The 17,547-nt window shown below is 45.5% G+C and carries 14 protein-coding genes and 5 tRNA genes; all 19 read right to left on the reverse strand.

The window, feature by feature from the left end; genetic code table 11:
- Nucleotides 1-269: 269 nt before the first annotated feature.
- The 19 genes from ADJ77_RS04860 to ADJ77_RS04945 all read right to left on the reverse strand — a co-directional run bounded on the left by ADJ77_RS04860 (nucleotide 270) and on the right by ADJ77_RS04945 (nucleotide 17,522).
- Nucleotides 270-599 (reverse strand): DUF3467 domain-containing protein, encoded by a 330-nt coding sequence (locus ADJ77_RS04860; protein WP_025078274.1) that lies wholly within the window; start codon nucleotides 597-599, stop codon nucleotides 270-272.
- 239 nt (nucleotides 600-838) lie between these two features.
- Entirely contained in the window at nucleotides 839-5,212 is a 4,374-nt protein-coding gene (gene rpoC / locus ADJ77_RS04865; protein WP_050696088.1) for a DNA-directed RNA polymerase subunit beta', read from the reverse strand.
- Nucleotides 5,213-5,240: 28 nt separating this feature from the next.
- Complete coding sequence (gene rpoB / locus ADJ77_RS04870; RefSeq protein ID WP_050696089.1) at nucleotides 5,241-9,050, reverse strand: DNA-directed RNA polymerase subunit beta; 3,810 nt, start codon at nucleotides 9,048-9,050, stop codon at nucleotides 5,241-5,243.
- Between the two features lie 152 nt (nucleotides 9,051-9,202).
- A complete protein-coding gene (gene rplL / locus ADJ77_RS04875; RefSeq protein ID WP_025078273.1) occupies nucleotides 9,203-9,580 on the reverse strand; it encodes a 50S ribosomal protein L7/L12 in 378 nt (125 codons plus the stop codon).
- A gap of 63 nt (nucleotides 9,581-9,643) precedes the next feature.
- Nucleotides 9,644-10,162, reverse strand: coding sequence for a 50S ribosomal protein L10 (gene rplJ, locus ADJ77_RS04880; RefSeq protein ID WP_025078272.1), 519 nt, complete (start codon nucleotides 10,160-10,162; stop codon nucleotides 9,644-9,646).
- Between the two features lie 18 nt (nucleotides 10,163-10,180).
- Nucleotides 10,181-10,873 carry a 50S ribosomal protein L1 gene (rplA, locus tag ADJ77_RS04885; protein WP_050696090.1) on the reverse strand — a complete coding sequence of 231 codons (693 nt, stop codon included), beginning with the start codon at nucleotides 10,871-10,873 and terminating at the stop codon, nucleotides 10,181-10,183.
- A 21-nt stretch (nucleotides 10,874-10,894) separates the two neighbouring features.
- On the reverse strand, nucleotides 10,895-11,335 hold the full coding sequence (gene rplK / locus ADJ77_RS04890; RefSeq protein ID WP_025078270.1) for a 50S ribosomal protein L11: 441 nt from the start codon (nucleotides 11,333-11,335) through the stop codon (nucleotides 10,895-10,897).
- Nucleotides 11,336-11,391: 56 nt separating this feature from the next.
- Nucleotides 11,392-11,940 carry a transcription termination/antitermination protein NusG gene (gene nusG / locus ADJ77_RS04895; RefSeq protein WP_025078269.1) on the reverse strand — a complete coding sequence of 183 codons (549 nt, stop codon included), beginning with the start codon at nucleotides 11,938-11,940 and terminating at the stop codon, nucleotides 11,392-11,394.
- A gap of 12 nt (nucleotides 11,941-11,952) precedes the next feature.
- The gene (secE, locus tag ADJ77_RS13220) at nucleotides 11,953-12,144 is read right to left on the reverse strand and encodes a preprotein translocase subunit SecE (RefSeq protein ID WP_042740927.1); all 192 of its coding nucleotides are present in this window, start codon (nucleotides 12,142-12,144) and stop codon (nucleotides 11,953-11,955) included.
- Between the two features lie 17 nt (nucleotides 12,145-12,161).
- Nucleotides 12,162-12,234 (reverse strand) — tRNA-Trp (locus ADJ77_RS04900).
- 66 nt (nucleotides 12,235-12,300) lie between these two features.
- A complete protein-coding gene (tuf, locus tag ADJ77_RS04905) occupies nucleotides 12,301-13,497 on the reverse strand; it encodes an elongation factor Tu (RefSeq protein WP_025078268.1) in 1,197 nt (398 codons plus the stop codon).
- A 73-nt stretch (nucleotides 13,498-13,570) separates the two neighbouring features.
- Nucleotides 13,571-13,642: transfer RNA gene (locus ADJ77_RS04910), tRNA-Thr, on the reverse strand.
- A gap of 11 nt (nucleotides 13,643-13,653) precedes the next feature.
- Nucleotides 13,654-13,726 (reverse strand) — tRNA-Gly (locus tag ADJ77_RS04915).
- A 19-nt stretch (nucleotides 13,727-13,745) separates the two neighbouring features.
- Nucleotides 13,746-13,827 (reverse strand) — tRNA-Tyr (locus ADJ77_RS04920).
- Nucleotides 13,828-13,856: 29 nt separating this feature from the next.
- Nucleotides 13,857-13,930: transfer RNA gene (locus ADJ77_RS04925), tRNA-Thr, on the reverse strand.
- An 88-nt stretch (nucleotides 13,931-14,018) separates the two neighbouring features.
- Complete coding sequence (hpf, locus tag ADJ77_RS04930) at nucleotides 14,019-14,318, reverse strand: ribosome hibernation-promoting factor, HPF/YfiA family (RefSeq protein WP_025078267.1); 300 nt, start codon at nucleotides 14,316-14,318, stop codon at nucleotides 14,019-14,021.
- A 21-nt stretch (nucleotides 14,319-14,339) separates the two neighbouring features.
- Nucleotides 14,340-15,218, reverse strand: a complete 879-nt coding sequence (locus ADJ77_RS04935; protein WP_042740926.1) for a tyrosine recombinase XerC — start codon at nucleotides 15,216-15,218, stop codon at nucleotides 14,340-14,342.
- 76 nt (nucleotides 15,219-15,294) lie between these two features.
- Nucleotides 15,295-15,486 (reverse strand): 30S ribosomal protein S21, encoded by a 192-nt coding sequence (rpsU, locus tag ADJ77_RS04940; protein ID WP_009434519.1) that lies wholly within the window; start codon nucleotides 15,484-15,486, stop codon nucleotides 15,295-15,297.
- Nucleotides 15,487-15,734: 248 nt separating this feature from the next.
- A complete protein-coding gene (locus ADJ77_RS04945) occupies nucleotides 15,735-17,522 on the reverse strand; it encodes an aminopeptidase P family protein (RefSeq protein WP_050696091.1) in 1,788 nt (595 codons plus the stop codon).
- Between the last annotated feature and the right edge of the window lie 25 nt (nucleotides 17,523-17,547).

The raw sequence follows: 17,547 nt of genomic DNA on the forward strand, positions 1-17,547 counted from the left end.
CACATGTGGTGCTATTGGTAAACACCAATGGTGCTAAACATCATACAAAATATTGCCGATGTAAAATCAACCTGCTGTTAGAAAAGAGTTGTTCTACCAAAAACAACTTAATTAAGTGCTTGCTTTTTACAAAGTCAACACAGTACTACCTGTTTAAAATCAAATCGGTTAATAAGAGCCTGAACAGATTTTTTTGGGGGGGTAAGAATACAAAAGCCACCTCCAATTTCTCAGAGGTGGCTTGCTTACTATTTCCTTTTCAAAAAAATCTATGCATCAACATTACCATTTCCGAAAGGAGCAATGGTGCGTGGTTCCTGATTTGGCTCATGACGATCAATCTTGCCAAATTCCTTCTCATAACGTACCACGTTATCCTGTAAAGCAGCAAGAAGACGCAGTGCGTGCTCTGGAGCAATGATAACACGGCTTGCCACTGTTGCCTTTGGAACACCTGGGAGAAGTGAAGCGAAATCAAGCACAAACTCTGAGCTTGAATGAGAGATTATCTGGAAGTTTGTATAAACACCTTTAGCGATTTCTGGTGAGAGATCAATCTGCAACTGCTGTCCCTCCTGATTCTGATTGTTATTGTCCATTTTATTAATAAGATTTAGATAATACTTTATTTCTGTTATGCAAAGATAACACTTTAAAGTCATTCGCACAAATCTAACAGCAAAAGATTTCATCTTGTCACCTCCCTTTGCTCGACAATACTCCTGGGATGTTCCACTGACGCCCCTGAGCATTCTGCACAATCAACGACCAAAAAACAAAAAGGGATTCACAGCCTCGCCGTGAATCCTTTTTAATATTATGTATGTAGAGGGCTGGATTACTCCTGCGTCGCCTCTGCTACTTCCTGATTAGCATAATCAAGGACATTCTTCCTGTTAGCCTCCATACGCTCATGCTCCTCCTGTGAACCGACAACGAGTTTCTGCCACTGGCGAAGACCAGTACCAGCAGGAATGAGGTGACCGCAGATAACGTTCTCCTTCATTCCCTCAAGGTTATCGCTCTTACCACGGAGAGCAGCCTCGTTGAGTACCTTTGTTGTCTCCTGGAAGGAAGCAGCACTCATAAAGCTCTTCGTACCGAGGGCAGCACGTGTGATACCCTGAAGAATCTGGGTAGCTGTTGCCTGTACGGCATCACGCACCTGAACGAGCTTGAGGTCACGACGCTTGAGGCTTGAATTCTCATCACGCAGCTTGCGCACAGAGAGAATCTGCCCCTTATAACAGTTCTCAGAATCACCCGGGTCGGTAACAACTTTCTTACCCCAGATACGGTCGTTCTCCTCAGCGAAGTCGAGCTTATCAATAAGCTCCTGCTCAAGGAACGTTGTATCTCCCGGATCGTCAATACGTACCTTACGCATCATCTGACGGACGATAATCTCAAAGTGTTTGTCATTGATCTTCACACCCTGCAAGCGATATACGTCCTGAACCTCATTGACAATATACTCCTGTACGGCTGTTGGACCCATGATAGACAAGATGTCAGCCGGAGTGGTAATACCATCAGACAGTGGAGTACCAGCACGAACAGCATCGTGTTCCTGCACGAGAATCTGCTTAGACAGACTAACAAGGTACTTACGCTGCTCACCTGTCTTGGAAGTCACGATAATCTCACGGTTACCACGCTTCACCTTACCCATGGTAATCTCACCATCGATTTCAGACACGACAGCAGGATTAGATGGGTTACGAGCCTCGAAGAGCTCAGTAACACGTGGAAGACCACCGGTAATATCACCAGCACCACCAACAGAACGTGGAATCTTAACGAATGTCATACCCGTCTTAATCTCAGCACCATCGAGAAGTACCTGCTCCAAGTGACCACCTACGGGGAGGTTATAGGTACCAAGAATGTCAGATGGAGCATAAAGCCCATCAGCACCTTTCTTAGCTCCAACCTTAACAACATCTACTGTCGGAAGTTTTGTCTTATCACGTGAGTCAATAATGATACGCTCGGTAAGACCTGTCGCATCATCGGTTTCCGCCTTATAGGTTACACCTTCTACTACATCGTGCAGACGGAGAACACCGGCATACTCACTAACGATAACAGCATTGAACGGATCCCACTTACAAATCAAATCACCCTTCTTAACAGTGTCACCCGACTTGAAGTAGAGCGCACTACCATAAGGTACATTGTCTGTAAGAAGTACGATACCAGTATTAGGATCGATGAAGCGAATTTCAGCAAGACGGCTGACAACCATCTGACATTCTTTCTCATCATCGTCAACAAATGGCACGGTACGAAGCTCATCGAATTCAATCTTAGCATCGTTCTTGGCAACAATCGTTGCATTGGCAGCTGCATTACCAGCCACACCACCGGCGTGGAACGTACGAAGTGTAAGCTGTGTACCTGGTTCACCAATAGCCTGTGCAGCAATGACACCGACAGCCTCACCCATCTGTACCATGCGTGCCGTAGCAAGGTTACGTCCATAACACTTCTTACAAACACCCCTCTTGCTCTCACAAGTGAGTACGGAGCGAATCTCAACCATCTCGATTGGCGAATTCTCAATAGCCTGTGCCTTTGCCTCGGTGATTTCCTCACCTGCAGCAACGATAATGTCACCTGTTGTTGGATTAACAACGTCGTGTACAGACACACGACCTAAAATACGCTCGTACAGAGTTGCAATCGTCTCATCACCATTCTTCAAGGCACGACACTCAAGACCACGGAGTGAACCACAGTCTTCCTCATTGATGATAACATCGTGAGAAACGTCAACAAGACGACGTGTCAGGTATCCGGCATCGGCAGTCTTCATAGCCGTATCAGCAAGACCCTTACGGGCACCGTGAGAAGCAATAAAGTACTCCAGCACCGACATACCCTCCTTGAAGTTAGAGATAATCGGGTTTTCAATAATCTGAGCTCCTTCAGCACCAGCCTTCTGTGGCTTAGCCATCAGACCACGCATACCAGCAAGCTGTGCAATCTGGTCAGCAGAACCACGGGCACCAGAGTCAAGCATCATATATACAGCATTAAATCCCTGATCAGCCTCTGTCATGTGCTTCATCACACTCTGCTTAAGGTTGTTGTTTACGTGTGTCCACGCATCAATAACCTGATTGTAACGCTCCTTGTCAGTGATGAAACCCATTTCATAGTTAGCCTTCACCTGATCAACCTCACTCTGACCCTTACCTACGATATCTGTCTTCTCAACAGGAACGATGATGTCATCGAGGTTGAAAGAAAGACCAGCAACATAAGCCATGCGATAACCGAGGTTCTTGATACCATCAAGGAATTCACATGCACGTGCCATACCGACAGCCTTGATAACATCAGCAATAAGACCACGAAGAGACTTCTTTGAGATAATACCATTGAAGAAACCAACCTCAACAGGAATGATCTGGTTCACGATGACACGACCAACTGAAGTCTCAACCATACGCTTCAGAATCTTGCCATCAACGAGGTCGTCAACGACAACCTTTACCTGTGCATGGAGGTCACACTTCTTCTCATTGTAAGCAATAATTGCTTCCTCTGAACCGTAGAAAGTGAGACCTTCGCCCTTTGCACCTGGACGGATCTTTGTGATATAGTAGAGACCAAGCACCATATCCTGTGACGGAACGGTGATAGGCGCACCATTAGCAGGGTTGAGAATGTTATGGCTCTGGAGCATCAGAACCTGTGTCTCCAACACAGCTTCATTGCTCAATGGGAGATGGACAGCCATCTGATCACCATCGAAGTCGGCGTTGAACGCTGTACATGCCAATGGATGCAACTGGATAGCCTTACCCTCTATCAGCTTAGGCTGGAATGCCTGAATACCAAGACGGTGAAGTGTAGGGGCACGGTTCAACATTACCGGATGACCCTTCATTACGTTCTCAAGAATATCCCAGATAACCGGCTCACGGCGGTCAACAATTTTCTTGGCACTCTTTACGGTCTTCACGATACCGCGCTCAATGAGCTTACGGATAATGAACGGCTTATAAAGCTCGGCTGCCATCAACTTAGGCAGACCACACTCACCCATCTTCAACTCCGGACCAACGACGATAACTGAACGTGCAGAATAGTCTACACGTTTACCGAGGAGGTTCTGACGGAAACGTCCCTGCTTACCCTTCAAAGAGTCAGAGAGTGACTTCAACGGGCGGTTGCTCTCGCTCTTCACAGCTGAAGACTTACGGCTGTTGTCGAAGAGAGAATCAACAGCTTCCTGGAGCATACGCTTCTCATTACGGAGAATAACCTCAGGAGCCTTGATTTCCATGAGTCGCTTCAAACGATTGTTACGAATGATGACACGACGATAAAGGTCGTTAAGGTCGGATGTTGCAAAACGACCACCATCCAATGGCACCAACGGACGAAGCTCTGGTGGAGTAACAGGAACGATCTTCATGATCATCCACTCCGGATTGTTCACACCAATCGACTGGCGGAAACCTTCAACAACCTGCAGACGCTTCAAAGCCTCTGTCTTACGCTGCTGACTTGAGTCAGTTGTTGCACGGTCACGCAATTCACCAGCCAGACGGTCAAGGTCGATACCAGAAAGGAGGTCATAGATAGCCTCTGCACCCATCTTGGCAATAAACTTGCTCGGGTCAGAATCATCCAGACGCTCATTTCCTTCGGGCAGCTTATTGTCAAGGATATCAAGATACTCATCCTCAGAGAGAAGATCGAACTTATGAGAGCCATTCAAATCTTCCTCAGTATCGGCATTCTTCATACCCTCTACGACACCCGGCTGGATGACAACATACTTCTCGTAGTAAATAACAGCATCGAGCTTCTTGGTTGGCATACCGAGAAGGTATCCGATTTTGTTAGGAAGGCTACGGAAATACCAGATATGAGCAACAGGGACAACCAGTTCGATATGACCGGCACGCTCGCGTCGTACTTTCTTCTCTGTCACCTCAACACCACAACGGTCGCAGACAATTCCCTTGTAGCGAATACGCTTGTACTTACCGCAGGCACACTCATAGTCCTTTGTAGGACCAAAGATGCGCTCACAGAACAAACCGTCACGCTCTGGTTTATAGGTACGGTAGTTGATGGTCTCTGGCTTGGTTACCTCACCAAAGGAGTTCTCAAGGATTTCCTCAGGTGAAGCCAGTCCGATAGTAATCTTGCTGAAATTACTCTTTACTTTATTATCTTTCTTAAAAGCCATTTTTTACTTCTATTATGGGGTGTACGTATTAATCAAGTTTGATGCTCAGACCGAGACCACGAAGTTCATGCAACAGCACGTTCAGTGACTCTGGAATACCTGGAGTTGGCATTGGCTCACCCTTAACGATAGCCTCGTAAGCCTTTGAACGACCAACAACGTCATCAGACTTAATTGTCAAGATTTCCTGAAGAACATGAGATGCTCCGAAAGCCTCAATAGCCCAGACCTCCATCTCTCCGAAACGCTGACCACCAAATTGTGCCTTGCCACCAAGTGGCTGCTGGGTAATCAATGAGTACGGACCAATGCTACGAGCGTGCATCTTATCTTCAACCATGTGACCAAGTTTCAAGAAGTAAGTGATACCCACTGTAGCTGGCTGATCGAACTTCTCACCTGTCTCACCATCATAGATGTAGGTTGAACAGAGATTTGGCAGACCAGCCTTGTCCGTCCACTCCTTCAGGTCAGAAAGTTTGGCACCATCGAAGATAGGAGTTGCAAACTTAACACCCAACTTGTGACCTGCGGCACCGAGGATAGCCTCGAAAATCTGACCAAGGTTCATACGTGAAGGCACACCCATTGGGTTCAGCACCAAGTCTACAGGACTACCATCCTCCAGGAACGGCATATCCTCTGTACGTACAACCTTTGAAACGATACCCTTGTTACCGTGACGACCAGCAAGTTTATCACCTACCTGAATCTTACGTTTCTTGGCAATGTAAACCTTTGCCATCTGAAGAACACCCGAAGGAAGTTCATCACCGATAGTGATGGCAAACTTCTTACGCTTCAGTTCAGCATCCATCTGCTTGTACTTGCGGATGTAGTTCATAATCAACTTCTGGATAAGAAAATTGGTATGCTCATCATCTGTCCAGCCATTTGATTGGATGCCCTCATAGTCGAGGTTCATCAACGCTGCAACGGTAAACTTGCTGCCCCTGGTGATAATCTCTGCATCAGAGTAGTCCTTGACACCCTCTGAGACTTTATCTTCTGTCAACTCAAGCAACTTGTCAACCAACAGCTCCTTCAAATCGTTGATCTTAGCCTCCTGCTCTTCATCAATCTTGGCAAGTGTAACTTTGTCCAGTCGCTTGCTTTCACGTGTCTTGATGGCACGGCTAAAGAGCTTCTTATCGATAACAACACCACTTAATGAAGGATTTGCCTTCAGTGAAGAATCCTTCACGTCACCAGCCTTGTCACCGAAGATTGCACGGAGAAGTTTCTCCTCTGGTGAAGGATCACTCTCGCCCTTAGGCGAAATCTTACCAATCATGATATCGCCAGGCTCAACACGAGCACCGATACGGATAATACCATTATCGTCAAGATCCTTAGTAGCTTCCTCACTTACGTTAGGGATGTCTGCAGTGAACTCCTCAACACCACGCTTGGTTTCACGAACTTCAAGAGAATACTCGTCAACGTGAACTGAGGTCAATACGTCCTCACGGACCATACGCTCAGAGATAACAATAGCATCCTCATAGTTGTAACCTTTCCAAGGCATATAAGCAACAACAAGGTTTCGACCCAATGCCAACTCACCGTTCTCTGTAGCATAACCCTCTGTAAGAATATCACCCTTCTTCACACGCTGACCCTTCTCGCAAATAGGACGGAGGTCAACAACCATATTCTGGTTGGTGCGACGGAACTTAGGAATACGATATTCCTTCAAGGCAGGCTCGAAACTTACAAACTCCTCGTCCTCTGTACGATCATAGAGGATACGGATGGTTGTAGCGTCAACATACTCGATTACACCTTCGCCTTCTGCAGTAATCATCGTACGTGAATCCTCACACACCTGCTTCTCAAGACCAGTACCAACGATAGGAGCATCATTGTGAAGCAATGGAACAGCCTGACGCATCATGTTACATCCCATCAACGCACGGTGACCGTCATCATGCTCCAAGAATGGAATCAGACCTGCTGATACAGAAGCAATCTGTTGCGGTGAAACGTCAATGAGAGCTACTGAATCTGGAGCAACAACAGGGTAGTCTGCATCCTGACGACACTTAACAAAATTGCGAATAAATGTACCATCAGCATTCAATGGTGCATTACCCTGTCCGATAATCTGATCCTCTTCCTCCTCTGCTGTCAAGAACAGAACATCCTTGTTGTCCATATCAACCTTAGCATCGCTCACACGACGGTATGGTGTCACGATGAAACCAAGATCATTGATCTTTGCATACATACAAAGTGAAGAAATCAAACCGATGTTAGGACCTTCAGGAGACTCAATAGGACAAAGACGGCCGTAGTGGGTATAGTGAACGTCACGCACCTCAAAACCTGCACGCTCACGAGACAGACCACCAGGACCAAGCGCCGAAAGACGACGTTTGTGAGTTACCTCAGCCAACGGGTTGGTCTGATCCATGAACTGACTCAATGGATTAGTGCCAAAGAATGAGTTGATGACACTTGAGATGGTCTTTGCATTAATCAGATCCGTTGGCTGGAACACTTCGCTGTCACGAACGTTCATACGCTCACGGATTGTACGATTCATACGTGCAAGACCGATAGAGAACTGATTAGCCAGCTGCTCACCTACAGTACGAACACGACGGTTTGACAGGTGGTCAATATCATCAACCGTTGCATTTGAATTGATAAGGCTGATAAGATACTTGATAATCTCAATGATATCGTCCTTTGTCAGTACACGTACATCCATATCCGTATCCAAATTCAACTTCTTGTTGATACGATAACGACCTACTTCACCCAAATCATAACGTTTGTCTGAGAAGAAGAGGTTCTGGAATACCTCACGTGCACTTGCATCATCAGCAGCATCAGCATTACGCAACTGACGATAAATATAGTTTACTGCCTCAATCTCCGAGTGGCTCGGGTCTTTGGCAAGTGTATTGAAAATGATAGAGTACTTGCTCGCAGCCTCTTCATCCTTATGGAGCAGGATTGTAGAAACAGAGCTGTCAAGAATCTCATCAACATTCTCTTCTGTGATGACAGTCTCACGCTCAACAACAACCTCGTTACGCTCGATAGAAACGACCTCACCGGTATCCTCATCAACAAAGTCTTCAGTCCAAGACTTCATCACATTACCAGCAATCTTACGACCGATAGCTGCCTTCATATTCTTCTTGTTGACCTTCACCTCCTCACAGAGATCAAATATCTGAAGGATGTCACGATCAGACTCATAACCAATAGCACGAAGCATAGTGGTTACAGGCAGCTTCTTCTTACGGTCAATATAAGCATACATGACATTATTGATGTCAGTAGCAAACTCAATCCATGAACCCTTAAACGGGATAATTCGTGCACTGTAGAGAACAGTACCATTAGCATGGACACCCTGACCGAAGAACACACCCGGAGAACGATGCAACTGAGAAACCACAACACGCTCAGCACCATTGATCACAAAAGTACCATTACTGGTCATGTAAGGAATTGTTCCCAGGAATACATCCTGAATAAATGTACCGAAGTCCTCATGATCAGGATCAGTACAATACAGCTTCATCTTTGCCTTCAAAGGTACACTGTATGTCAAGCCACGTTCCAAACACTCATCAATAGTGTATCTTGGTGGGTCAACATAGTAATCCAAGAACTCAAGGACGAAATTATTACGCGTATCGGTGATAGGGAAGTTCTCTGCAAACACCTTATACAAACCATCATTCTTGCGTTCCTCAGGCGGAGTATCCAGCTGTAAGAAGTCACGGAAAGACTTCAACTGCACATCGAGGAAATCCGGATATGGGTACGGACTCTTAACGCTGGCGAAATTTACTCTGGGTTTATTTTCTAATGCCATAACTGAAATTAAATGTTCGAATGTTTAAAGTCCCCGGCGGACTAAAAGAGGGAAAAAGACTCCCAGTAGATGTCAAAAGACACAAAAAGGTTAGGACTCACCTACCTGGTAAATCCTAACCATATTTTATTTAATGTAAGGTAGAAGCAGAATTACTTCAACTCAACCTTAGCACCCTCAGCCTCGATAGTCTTCTTCAAGTTCTCAGCCTCAGCCTTAGCCATGCCCTCCTTCAATGTAGAAGGCGCACCGTCAACGAGATCCTTAGCCTCCTTCAAACCGAGACCACAAGCCTCCTTAACAGCCTTAACAACCTTGAGCTTGTTAGCACCAGCCTCAACGAGAACTACGTCGAAGTCAGTCTTCTCCTCAGCTGCACTACCTGCAGCAGCTGCAGCAGGACCAGCAACAGCAACAGCTGCAGCTGCAGGCTCGATACCATACTCGTCCTTGAGGACAGTTGCCAACTCATTTACTTCCTTAACAGTAAGATTTACTAACTCTTCTGCAATAGCTTTTACGTCTGCCATTTTATTCTATTTTTTTAATTTTTTGTTCTAAAAATAATATACCTTTTGACTTTATCAGATTTTTTATTCAGGACGCTCGCCTAAAGTCTTAAGCACACCGTGGATGGTGCCAGCACCTGACTGGAGAGCAGAAACAACGTTCTTTGCTGGAGACTGCAGCAATGCCACAACGTCTGCAATAACTTCATTCTTGCTCTTGAGAGCTGCAAGTTCTTCGAGTTTCTCTGCACCAACGAACAGAGATTCCTCTGCGTAAGCTGCCTTGAGAGCAGGAATACCTTCTTTCTTATACTCCTTCAACAACTTTGCTGGCACATTAGCAGTCTGAGTGAACATAACAGCTGTATTACCTTTCAAAGAACCATACAGTGGTTCAAAATCTACATCTGAAGCTTCAAAAGCCTTGTGAAGAAGTTTGTTCTTCACAACAACCATATTGATTTCGCTCTTGAAACACTTACGGCGGAGAGCACTTGTAGCCTCTGCATTCAAACCAGTTACATCAACCAGATAGAAATGAGGATAGCTCTTGATCTTCTCACCGAGTTCAGTGATAATTGTATCTTTTACTTCTTTCTTCATTGTACAAAACTTTTAGAGTTATTCAGCTGATTTAGGATCAATCTTGACACCCTTACTCATTGTGCTTGAAATAAAGATACTCTTGATATATGTACCTTTAGCAGCAGCAGGCTTCAGCTTGATAACAGTAGAGATGAACTCCTTAGCGTTACCACAAATCTGCTCAGCAGTCATGCTAACCTTACCGATTGAGGTATGGATAATACCAGCCTTATCAACCTTAAAGTCTATCTTACCCTGCTTTACTTCCTTTACTGCCTTAGCAACATCCATAGTCACAGTACCGCTCTTTGGGTTTGGCATCAAGCCACGAGGACCAAGTACACGACCCAAAGGACCTAACTTACCCATGCATGATGGCATAGTGATGATGACATCAACATCAGTCCATCCGCCCTTGATCTTTTCAACGTATTCGTCGAGACCAACGTAATCAGCACCAGCTTCCTTAGCGGCAGCTTCCTGATCAGGTGTACAGAGACAGAGAACGCGTGTAACCTTACCGGTACCATTTGGCAGTGACACAACGCCACGAACCATCTGGTTAGCCTTGCGTGGGTCAACACCGAGGCGCACATCAATGTCAACAGAAGCGTCAAACTTAGTAGTGGTTATTTCTTTTACCAACTTTGCTGCCTCTTCCAATGAATATGCCTTCCCTGCTTCAACCTTCTCAGCTACTGATTTCTGATTTTTTGTCAGTTTACTCATTTTTACTTTTGAAGTTTAAAATTATTTACCAGGGAAGTCCCCTTTTACAGTGATACCCAAACTACGAGCAGTACCAGCAATAAGTTTCATTGCACTCTCTACCGTGAAACAGTTGAGGTCTGGCATTTTGTCTTCTGCGATAGCCCTTACCTGCTCCCAAGTTACGGATGCAACCTTCTTGCGGTTTGGCTCTCCTGATCCGCCTTTCACCTTAGCAGCCTCCATGAGCTGTACAGCTGCGGGAGGAGTCTTGATAATGAAGCTGAAAGACTTATCGTTGTAGTAAGTAATTACGACTGGAAGAACTTTACCAGCCTTGTCCTGGGTACGGGCGTTGAACTCCTTGCAGAATCCCATGATATTGATACCCTTAGAACCCAATGCAGGACCTACTGGGGGGGAAGGATTTGCAGCGCCACCTTTAATCTGTAATTTGATTAATCCAGCTACTTCTTTAGCCATTTCTTTTGTTAATATTAAAAATTAAACTATAAAGTCGAACAGTATCCGTAACAATACTATTCTTCTTTTGCGACTTGCATAAAACTTAACTCCAACGGATTCTGGCGACCAAATATCATCACCATCACCTTCAGCTTATGCTTCTCAGCGTTCACCTCTTCGATGACACCATGGAAACCACTGAAAGGACCATCGGTAACCTGAACTGTTTCACCCACCATGTATGGCACTTTCTGAACTTCTTCGAGTTCAGTATCTTCCACATTGCCCAACAGACGATTGATGTCTGCCTGACGGACAGGTGAAGGCTCAGACATACCTCCGAGAAATCCCAACACATTAGGCATGAAACGCAACGTAGAGGCTACGTCCGGAGTCATATTGGCCTGAACAAGCACATAGCCAGGGAGACTTAATTTCTCCTTGACAACACGCTTACCATCTTTACGCACAGTTGCGTGTTTTTCCATAGGCAATAAAACCTCGAAAACACGCTCAGCAAGTTTTTCGTTCAATCGCAATTGAGCATCGATATATTCTTTTACCTTAGCCTCTTTGCCACTGACAGCACGAAGAACATACCATTTCTTTTCTGTATCTGCCATTTTCCTAACGAATTATTTTGGATATACCAAATGCATCACATGCTGGAATACAAAATCCATAGCAAACACTACCAATGCAATGACAAGGGAAGCAGATAAAACAACCATTGCACTATGTGTAAGTTGGGCACGTGATGGCCATGTAGTCTTATGCGCAAGTTCGTCGTAGCAAGCCTTGCAATAATTAACTATCTTCTTAAACATAAAATCTTCTCTTTTTGCACGGGTTGAAGGACTCGAACCCTCGACACCTGGTTTTGGAGACCAGTGCTCTACCGACTGAGCTAAACCCGTAAGTTAGTTCCTGGAACCTGGAAGAACCAGGAACTAATTATAGTGTAATCTACGACCTAATCTTGATTACTTAACATCCTCAAGGAGGGCTGTAATCTGACCAGAACCTACTGTGCGACCACCCTCACGGATAGCGAAACGGAGACCCTCGTTCAGAGCAACCTTGTAAATCAACTCAACCTCAATCTCAACGTTGTCACCTGGCATTACCATCTCAACGCCCTCTGGGAGCTTGATTTCACCAGTACAGTCCATTGTACGGAGGTAGAACTGTGGACGATACTTGTTACCGAATGGTGTATGACGACCACCCTCTTCCTTCTTCAACACGTAGATAGACGCCTTGAAGTGATCGTGAGGAGTAATAGCACCTGGGTGTACGACTACCATACCACGCTTAACCTCAGCCTTATCAATACCACGGAGGAGAAGACCTACGTTGTCACCAGCCTGACCAGTTGGAAGGTTCTTGCGGAACATCTCAACACCAGTGATTACAGACTTTTTGTCCTCACCGAGACCGAGCAGCTGAACCTCGTCACCTACCTTACAAACACCAGTCTCGATACGACCAGTAGCAACTGTACCACGACCAGTAATTGAGAATACGTCCTCAACAGGCATCAAGAATGGCTTGTCAATTTCACGTTCTGGCTCCTCAATCCAAGTATCAACGGTATCCATGAGTTCAACTACAGAATTAACCCACTTCTCAACGCCGTTCAGAGCACCGAGTGCAGAACCACGAATGATTGGAGTATCTTCCTCATAGCCGTACTGCTCGAGAATCTCATGAACCTCCATCTCAACGAGGTCAAGCATCTCAGCGTCGTCAACCATATCACACTTGTTCAAGAATACAACCAAACGAGGTACGTTTACCTGACGAGCGAGCAAGACATGCTCACGAGTCTGTGGCATAGGACCATCAGTAGCAGCTACAACCAAGATAGCACCATCCATCTGAGCAGCACCAGTAACCATGTTCTTCACATAGTCGGCGTGACCTGGACAGTCTACGTGTGCGTAGTGACGGTTTGCTGTTTCGTACTCAATGTGTGCAGAGTTAATGGTAATACCACGCTCTTTCTCCTCAGGAGCATTGTCAATCTGATCGAAAGACTTAACATCCTCTGAACCGAAGCCCTTCTCATGAAGAACCTTAGAGATTGCTGCAGTAAGAGTGGTCTTACCGTGGTCAACGTGACCGATAGTACCAATGTTTACATGCGGTTTGGTGCGCACGAATTCTTCTTTAGCCATAGCTTTTTCTTATTTAATATTAAATGAATAATCTGTGCTTTTTAGTTACACTCATTATAAATAATAATAGTAGAGCTGTAACTGAGAGTTGAACTCAGGACCTCTTCCTTACCAAGGAAGTGCTCTACCACTGAGCTATTACAGCAAAACCATAAGAGCGGAAAACGGGGCTCAAACCCGCGACCCCCAGCTTGGAAGGCTAGTGCTCTATCAACTGAGCTATTTCCGCAAATTACATTCTCCGACAGTGGGTAGTGATGGATTCGAACCACCGAAGCTAGAAGCAGCAGATTTACAGTCTGCCCCATTTGGCCACTCTGGAAACTACCCGTCAGCAAATGCATCCCCCTTTCAAGGAGAGCCTCTTGTCGGATTCGAACCAACGACCCCGAGATTACAAATCACGTGCTCTGGCCAACTGAGCTAAAGAGGCATTACTTTGCAGCCGAAGGCTACTTGTCATAAAACGGCTGCAAAGGTAAGACTTTTATTTTAATCTCCAAAATATTTCAGAGATTTTTTCAACGATTTCTCTGTTTTTCCTTAAACTTGGTGAGCTGAACCTTCATTGCATCCAGACACTGGTCAACACCCTCCTCGAACGTATCACATGTCTTCTCCACAAACAGCGTATTCCCAGGAACAACAACTGACAAACTTGTGGTCTTATTTAACGCAGTGGCAGGTTTCTCAACCTTCAATTGCACCTCTACTTTCTGAATGTCTTCGTAAGACTTTTCTAATTTCTCTGCCTTCTTTGTAATAAAGGCATGTAACTTCTCGGTAGTGTCGAAGTGAATCGACTGAATCTTAATTTCCATAGGTACCTCCATTTTTAAAGGTTAAGCCCTTGGATGGGCATTCTTATAGACTTTCTTCAACTGTTCAAAGGTCGTATGAGTATAAATCTCTGTCGTTGACAGGCTCTCGTGACCAAGCAGTTTCTTTACACTTTCCAGTCCTGCATCATGATTGAGCATTGCTGTGGCGAATGTGTGGCGAAGAACGTGGGGCGTACGCTTCTTCAGCGTAGACACTCTTGAAAGGTTCTTCTTTACCAGACTTCTCACCTGTGCATTCGTCATCCTTTTCCCCTTCTCCGTCTGGAAGAAGGCTGCGGATCCACCTTTTGCCGTGACATTGCGCACCTGCAGGTACATGGCGAACGTCTCAGCCAGTTCCTTGCCAAAAGGAATGATGCGCTGTTTGTTTCTCTTTCCTGTCACTTTCAGTTCACAGGCAATGCTGTCTATATCCTTGTCATCCAGACCTGTCAGTTCCGACAAACGGATTCCCGTTTCATAGAATGTCACAATCAACGTGCGTGCAAGCACATCCTTATAACTATCCGTCCACATCTTCGGGTTCAGCAACTGTTCCATCTCCGACTCCTTGAGGAATTGCGGAAGTGGCTTCTGCCTCTTCGGACCTTGAAGACCATGAACAGGGTCTTTCTCAACAAGTTTACGACGGAGTGCAAAACGATAGAAAGACCTCAGCGCACTGAGCCTTCTATTGACTGACGAAGCAGAGTTGCCTCTGTCCATCATATACTCCATCCAGTTCCTGACAACATCGGAATCCACAGATTCCCAAGAGAGCTGCCCTTCAAGTTCTTTATAAAACCGCTCAAACTCTTCCAAGTCCTTACGATAGTTGATTACAGTCATCGGGGAATAATTCCTTTCAAACTTCAAGTAATCCAAGAACATTTCTATCATCGGCACATTGTCAAATCATTTTATGGCAACGAATTTACGGAAATTAATCCAAACTACCAAATTTTTAAAGAAGATTTTACTCTTCTGCGTCGCGAAGCTGCTGTACGTAAACGGCATGTTCCATCTTCAGGCGCTTCTTAACAGATGGTTTGTCAAACTGCTGACGAGCACGGAGCTCCTTAACAACACCTGTCTTTTCAAACTTTCTCTTGAACTTCTTGAGCGCACGCTCGATGTTCTCGCCGTCCTTTACTGGTACAATAATCATGCTTTTTGTTTTAAATTATTTATTAATTAATTAAACGTATGCGAAAGGGCATGACACCACTTTTGCGCCTGCAAAGTTACACTTTATTCTCCTAACTTCCAAACATTTGCGGCTTTTTCCTACTTTCCTATCAACTAAAGAGGGTGTGAGAAAAGGAATTATAACACATTCAAAGCATGTTCTTTAGAGCCTTCAAGTCTCATTTCTAAGGTTACCAAACAACATCCTCTAAACAGAAGTATCAAGCACTAAATTGATAAAGTTGCGATTCTCAACCATTCTTTCTCACCCTCTGTCAAATGAGGCGACAAACTTTCATAGACACGACGATGGTAGCCATTAAGCCATTCACGTTCCTCAACATTCAGCATATCAAGTACAATCGGAGTTGTATCAATCGGAGCAAGCGTAAGCGTTTCAAACTTGAGGAAATCACCAAAGGCTGTTGTTTCGGCAGGTACAACCAGCAAGGTATTCTCAATACGCACACCGAATTTACCCTCAAGATAGAGTCCCGGCTCATTAGTAACGGTCATCCCTGCCTGAAGCGGCGCAGGTTTCCACTCCATGCGAATCTGATGAGGACCTTCATGGACATTCAGATAGCTCCCTACCCCATGCCCCGTGCCGTGCATATAATTGTAGCCCTCACGCCACAACGGCTCCCGTGCTATTGCGTCAATCTGCGAACCACATGCTCCTGCAGGGAAACGGCACATGCCAAGTTGGATATGTCCTTTCAGGACCAAGGTGTAGACACGACGTTGCTCATCCGTAAGGTCGCCCAGAGCGATGGTCCGTGTTATATCGGTAGTCCCATCCACATACTGTGCCCCACTGTCAATGAGTACCAGCCCGTGTGGTTCAACAGGGACATCGGTATCTGGCGTAGCCTCATAATGTACAATGGCTCCATGCGCCTCGTAGCCTACTATCGTATCAAAAGAGATACCCTTGAAATGTGGCTGTTCGGCACGCAGAGCCGTCAAACGCTCATCAAGCGAGATTTCTGTCTGTCCACCAGCCTCGACCGCAGGCTTCAGCCATGCAAGGAACTTCACCATTGCGATACCGTCACGCAGCATGGCAGCACGAAAACCATCCTGCTCTGCCTTGTTCTTCACAGCCTTCATGGTGGCAACCGGTGATTCCCCACCGCACAGTTTTCCGAACGTCACGGCTGTTGTCAACATGTAGTTTGCAGCTGTCTCATCTACGAGCAAGCTCTTTCCAGCATAACCCCTGAGTCCCTCCACAACCGCCTCGTAAGGCTCAATCTCTATATGTTCAGCAGCCAGATAACCCCTCACACCTGCGGGAAGTTTAACGTTATTAATATATAAGGTGACTTTTCCTGGGGAAATCAACAGGTAAGAAACAAAGACGGGATTGCAATGTACATCACTGCCACGCAGGTTCAGCACCCACGCAATCTCGTCCAAGGCTGTCACCAACAGTCCATCAGCTCCACGACCAGAGAGGTATTCACGAATTCTGCCTATCTTACTTGCCGTCGTTTCACCTGCATATTCCAATGAATGAAGACATACCTTGTTATCAGGTATCACGGGTCTGTCCGTCCAAAGTACAGCTAAAGGGTCAGCATCCATCCTAACGGTAATATTCCCTCTTGTCGTCAACTCTTGCTCCATAGAAGACACTTCTGCAAAAGAGTTCACATTTCCATCCACTCCTACCACAGCCGATTCATAACCGCACAGTTCACTTGCAAGCCATCCCGTGACAGACGGAGTACCCTCTACGCGAAGTTTCATCAACTGGAAATCAGTCCCTTTCAGTTCCTTTTCAGCTGCAATAAAATAACGCGAATCCGTCCACAATGCAGCATGTTCTAACGTAATAACAGCTGTTCCTGCTGAACCACTAAAGCCTGAAATCCATTCACGGCTCTTCCAGTGACCAGCTACATATTCACTGTTGTGCGGGTCACTACTTGGAAAAACAAAAGCTGAAAATCCATTCTCTTTCATCCATAAACGCAATCTTTCAACGCGCTCATTTATAGTATGTATCATATCGTTGTTTTTAAGGTTGAATAAT

Source organism: Prevotella fusca JCM 17724 (assembly GCF_001262015.1).
GTDB classification, from domain to species: domain Bacteria; phylum Bacteroidota; class Bacteroidia; order Bacteroidales; family Bacteroidaceae; genus Prevotella; species Prevotella fusca.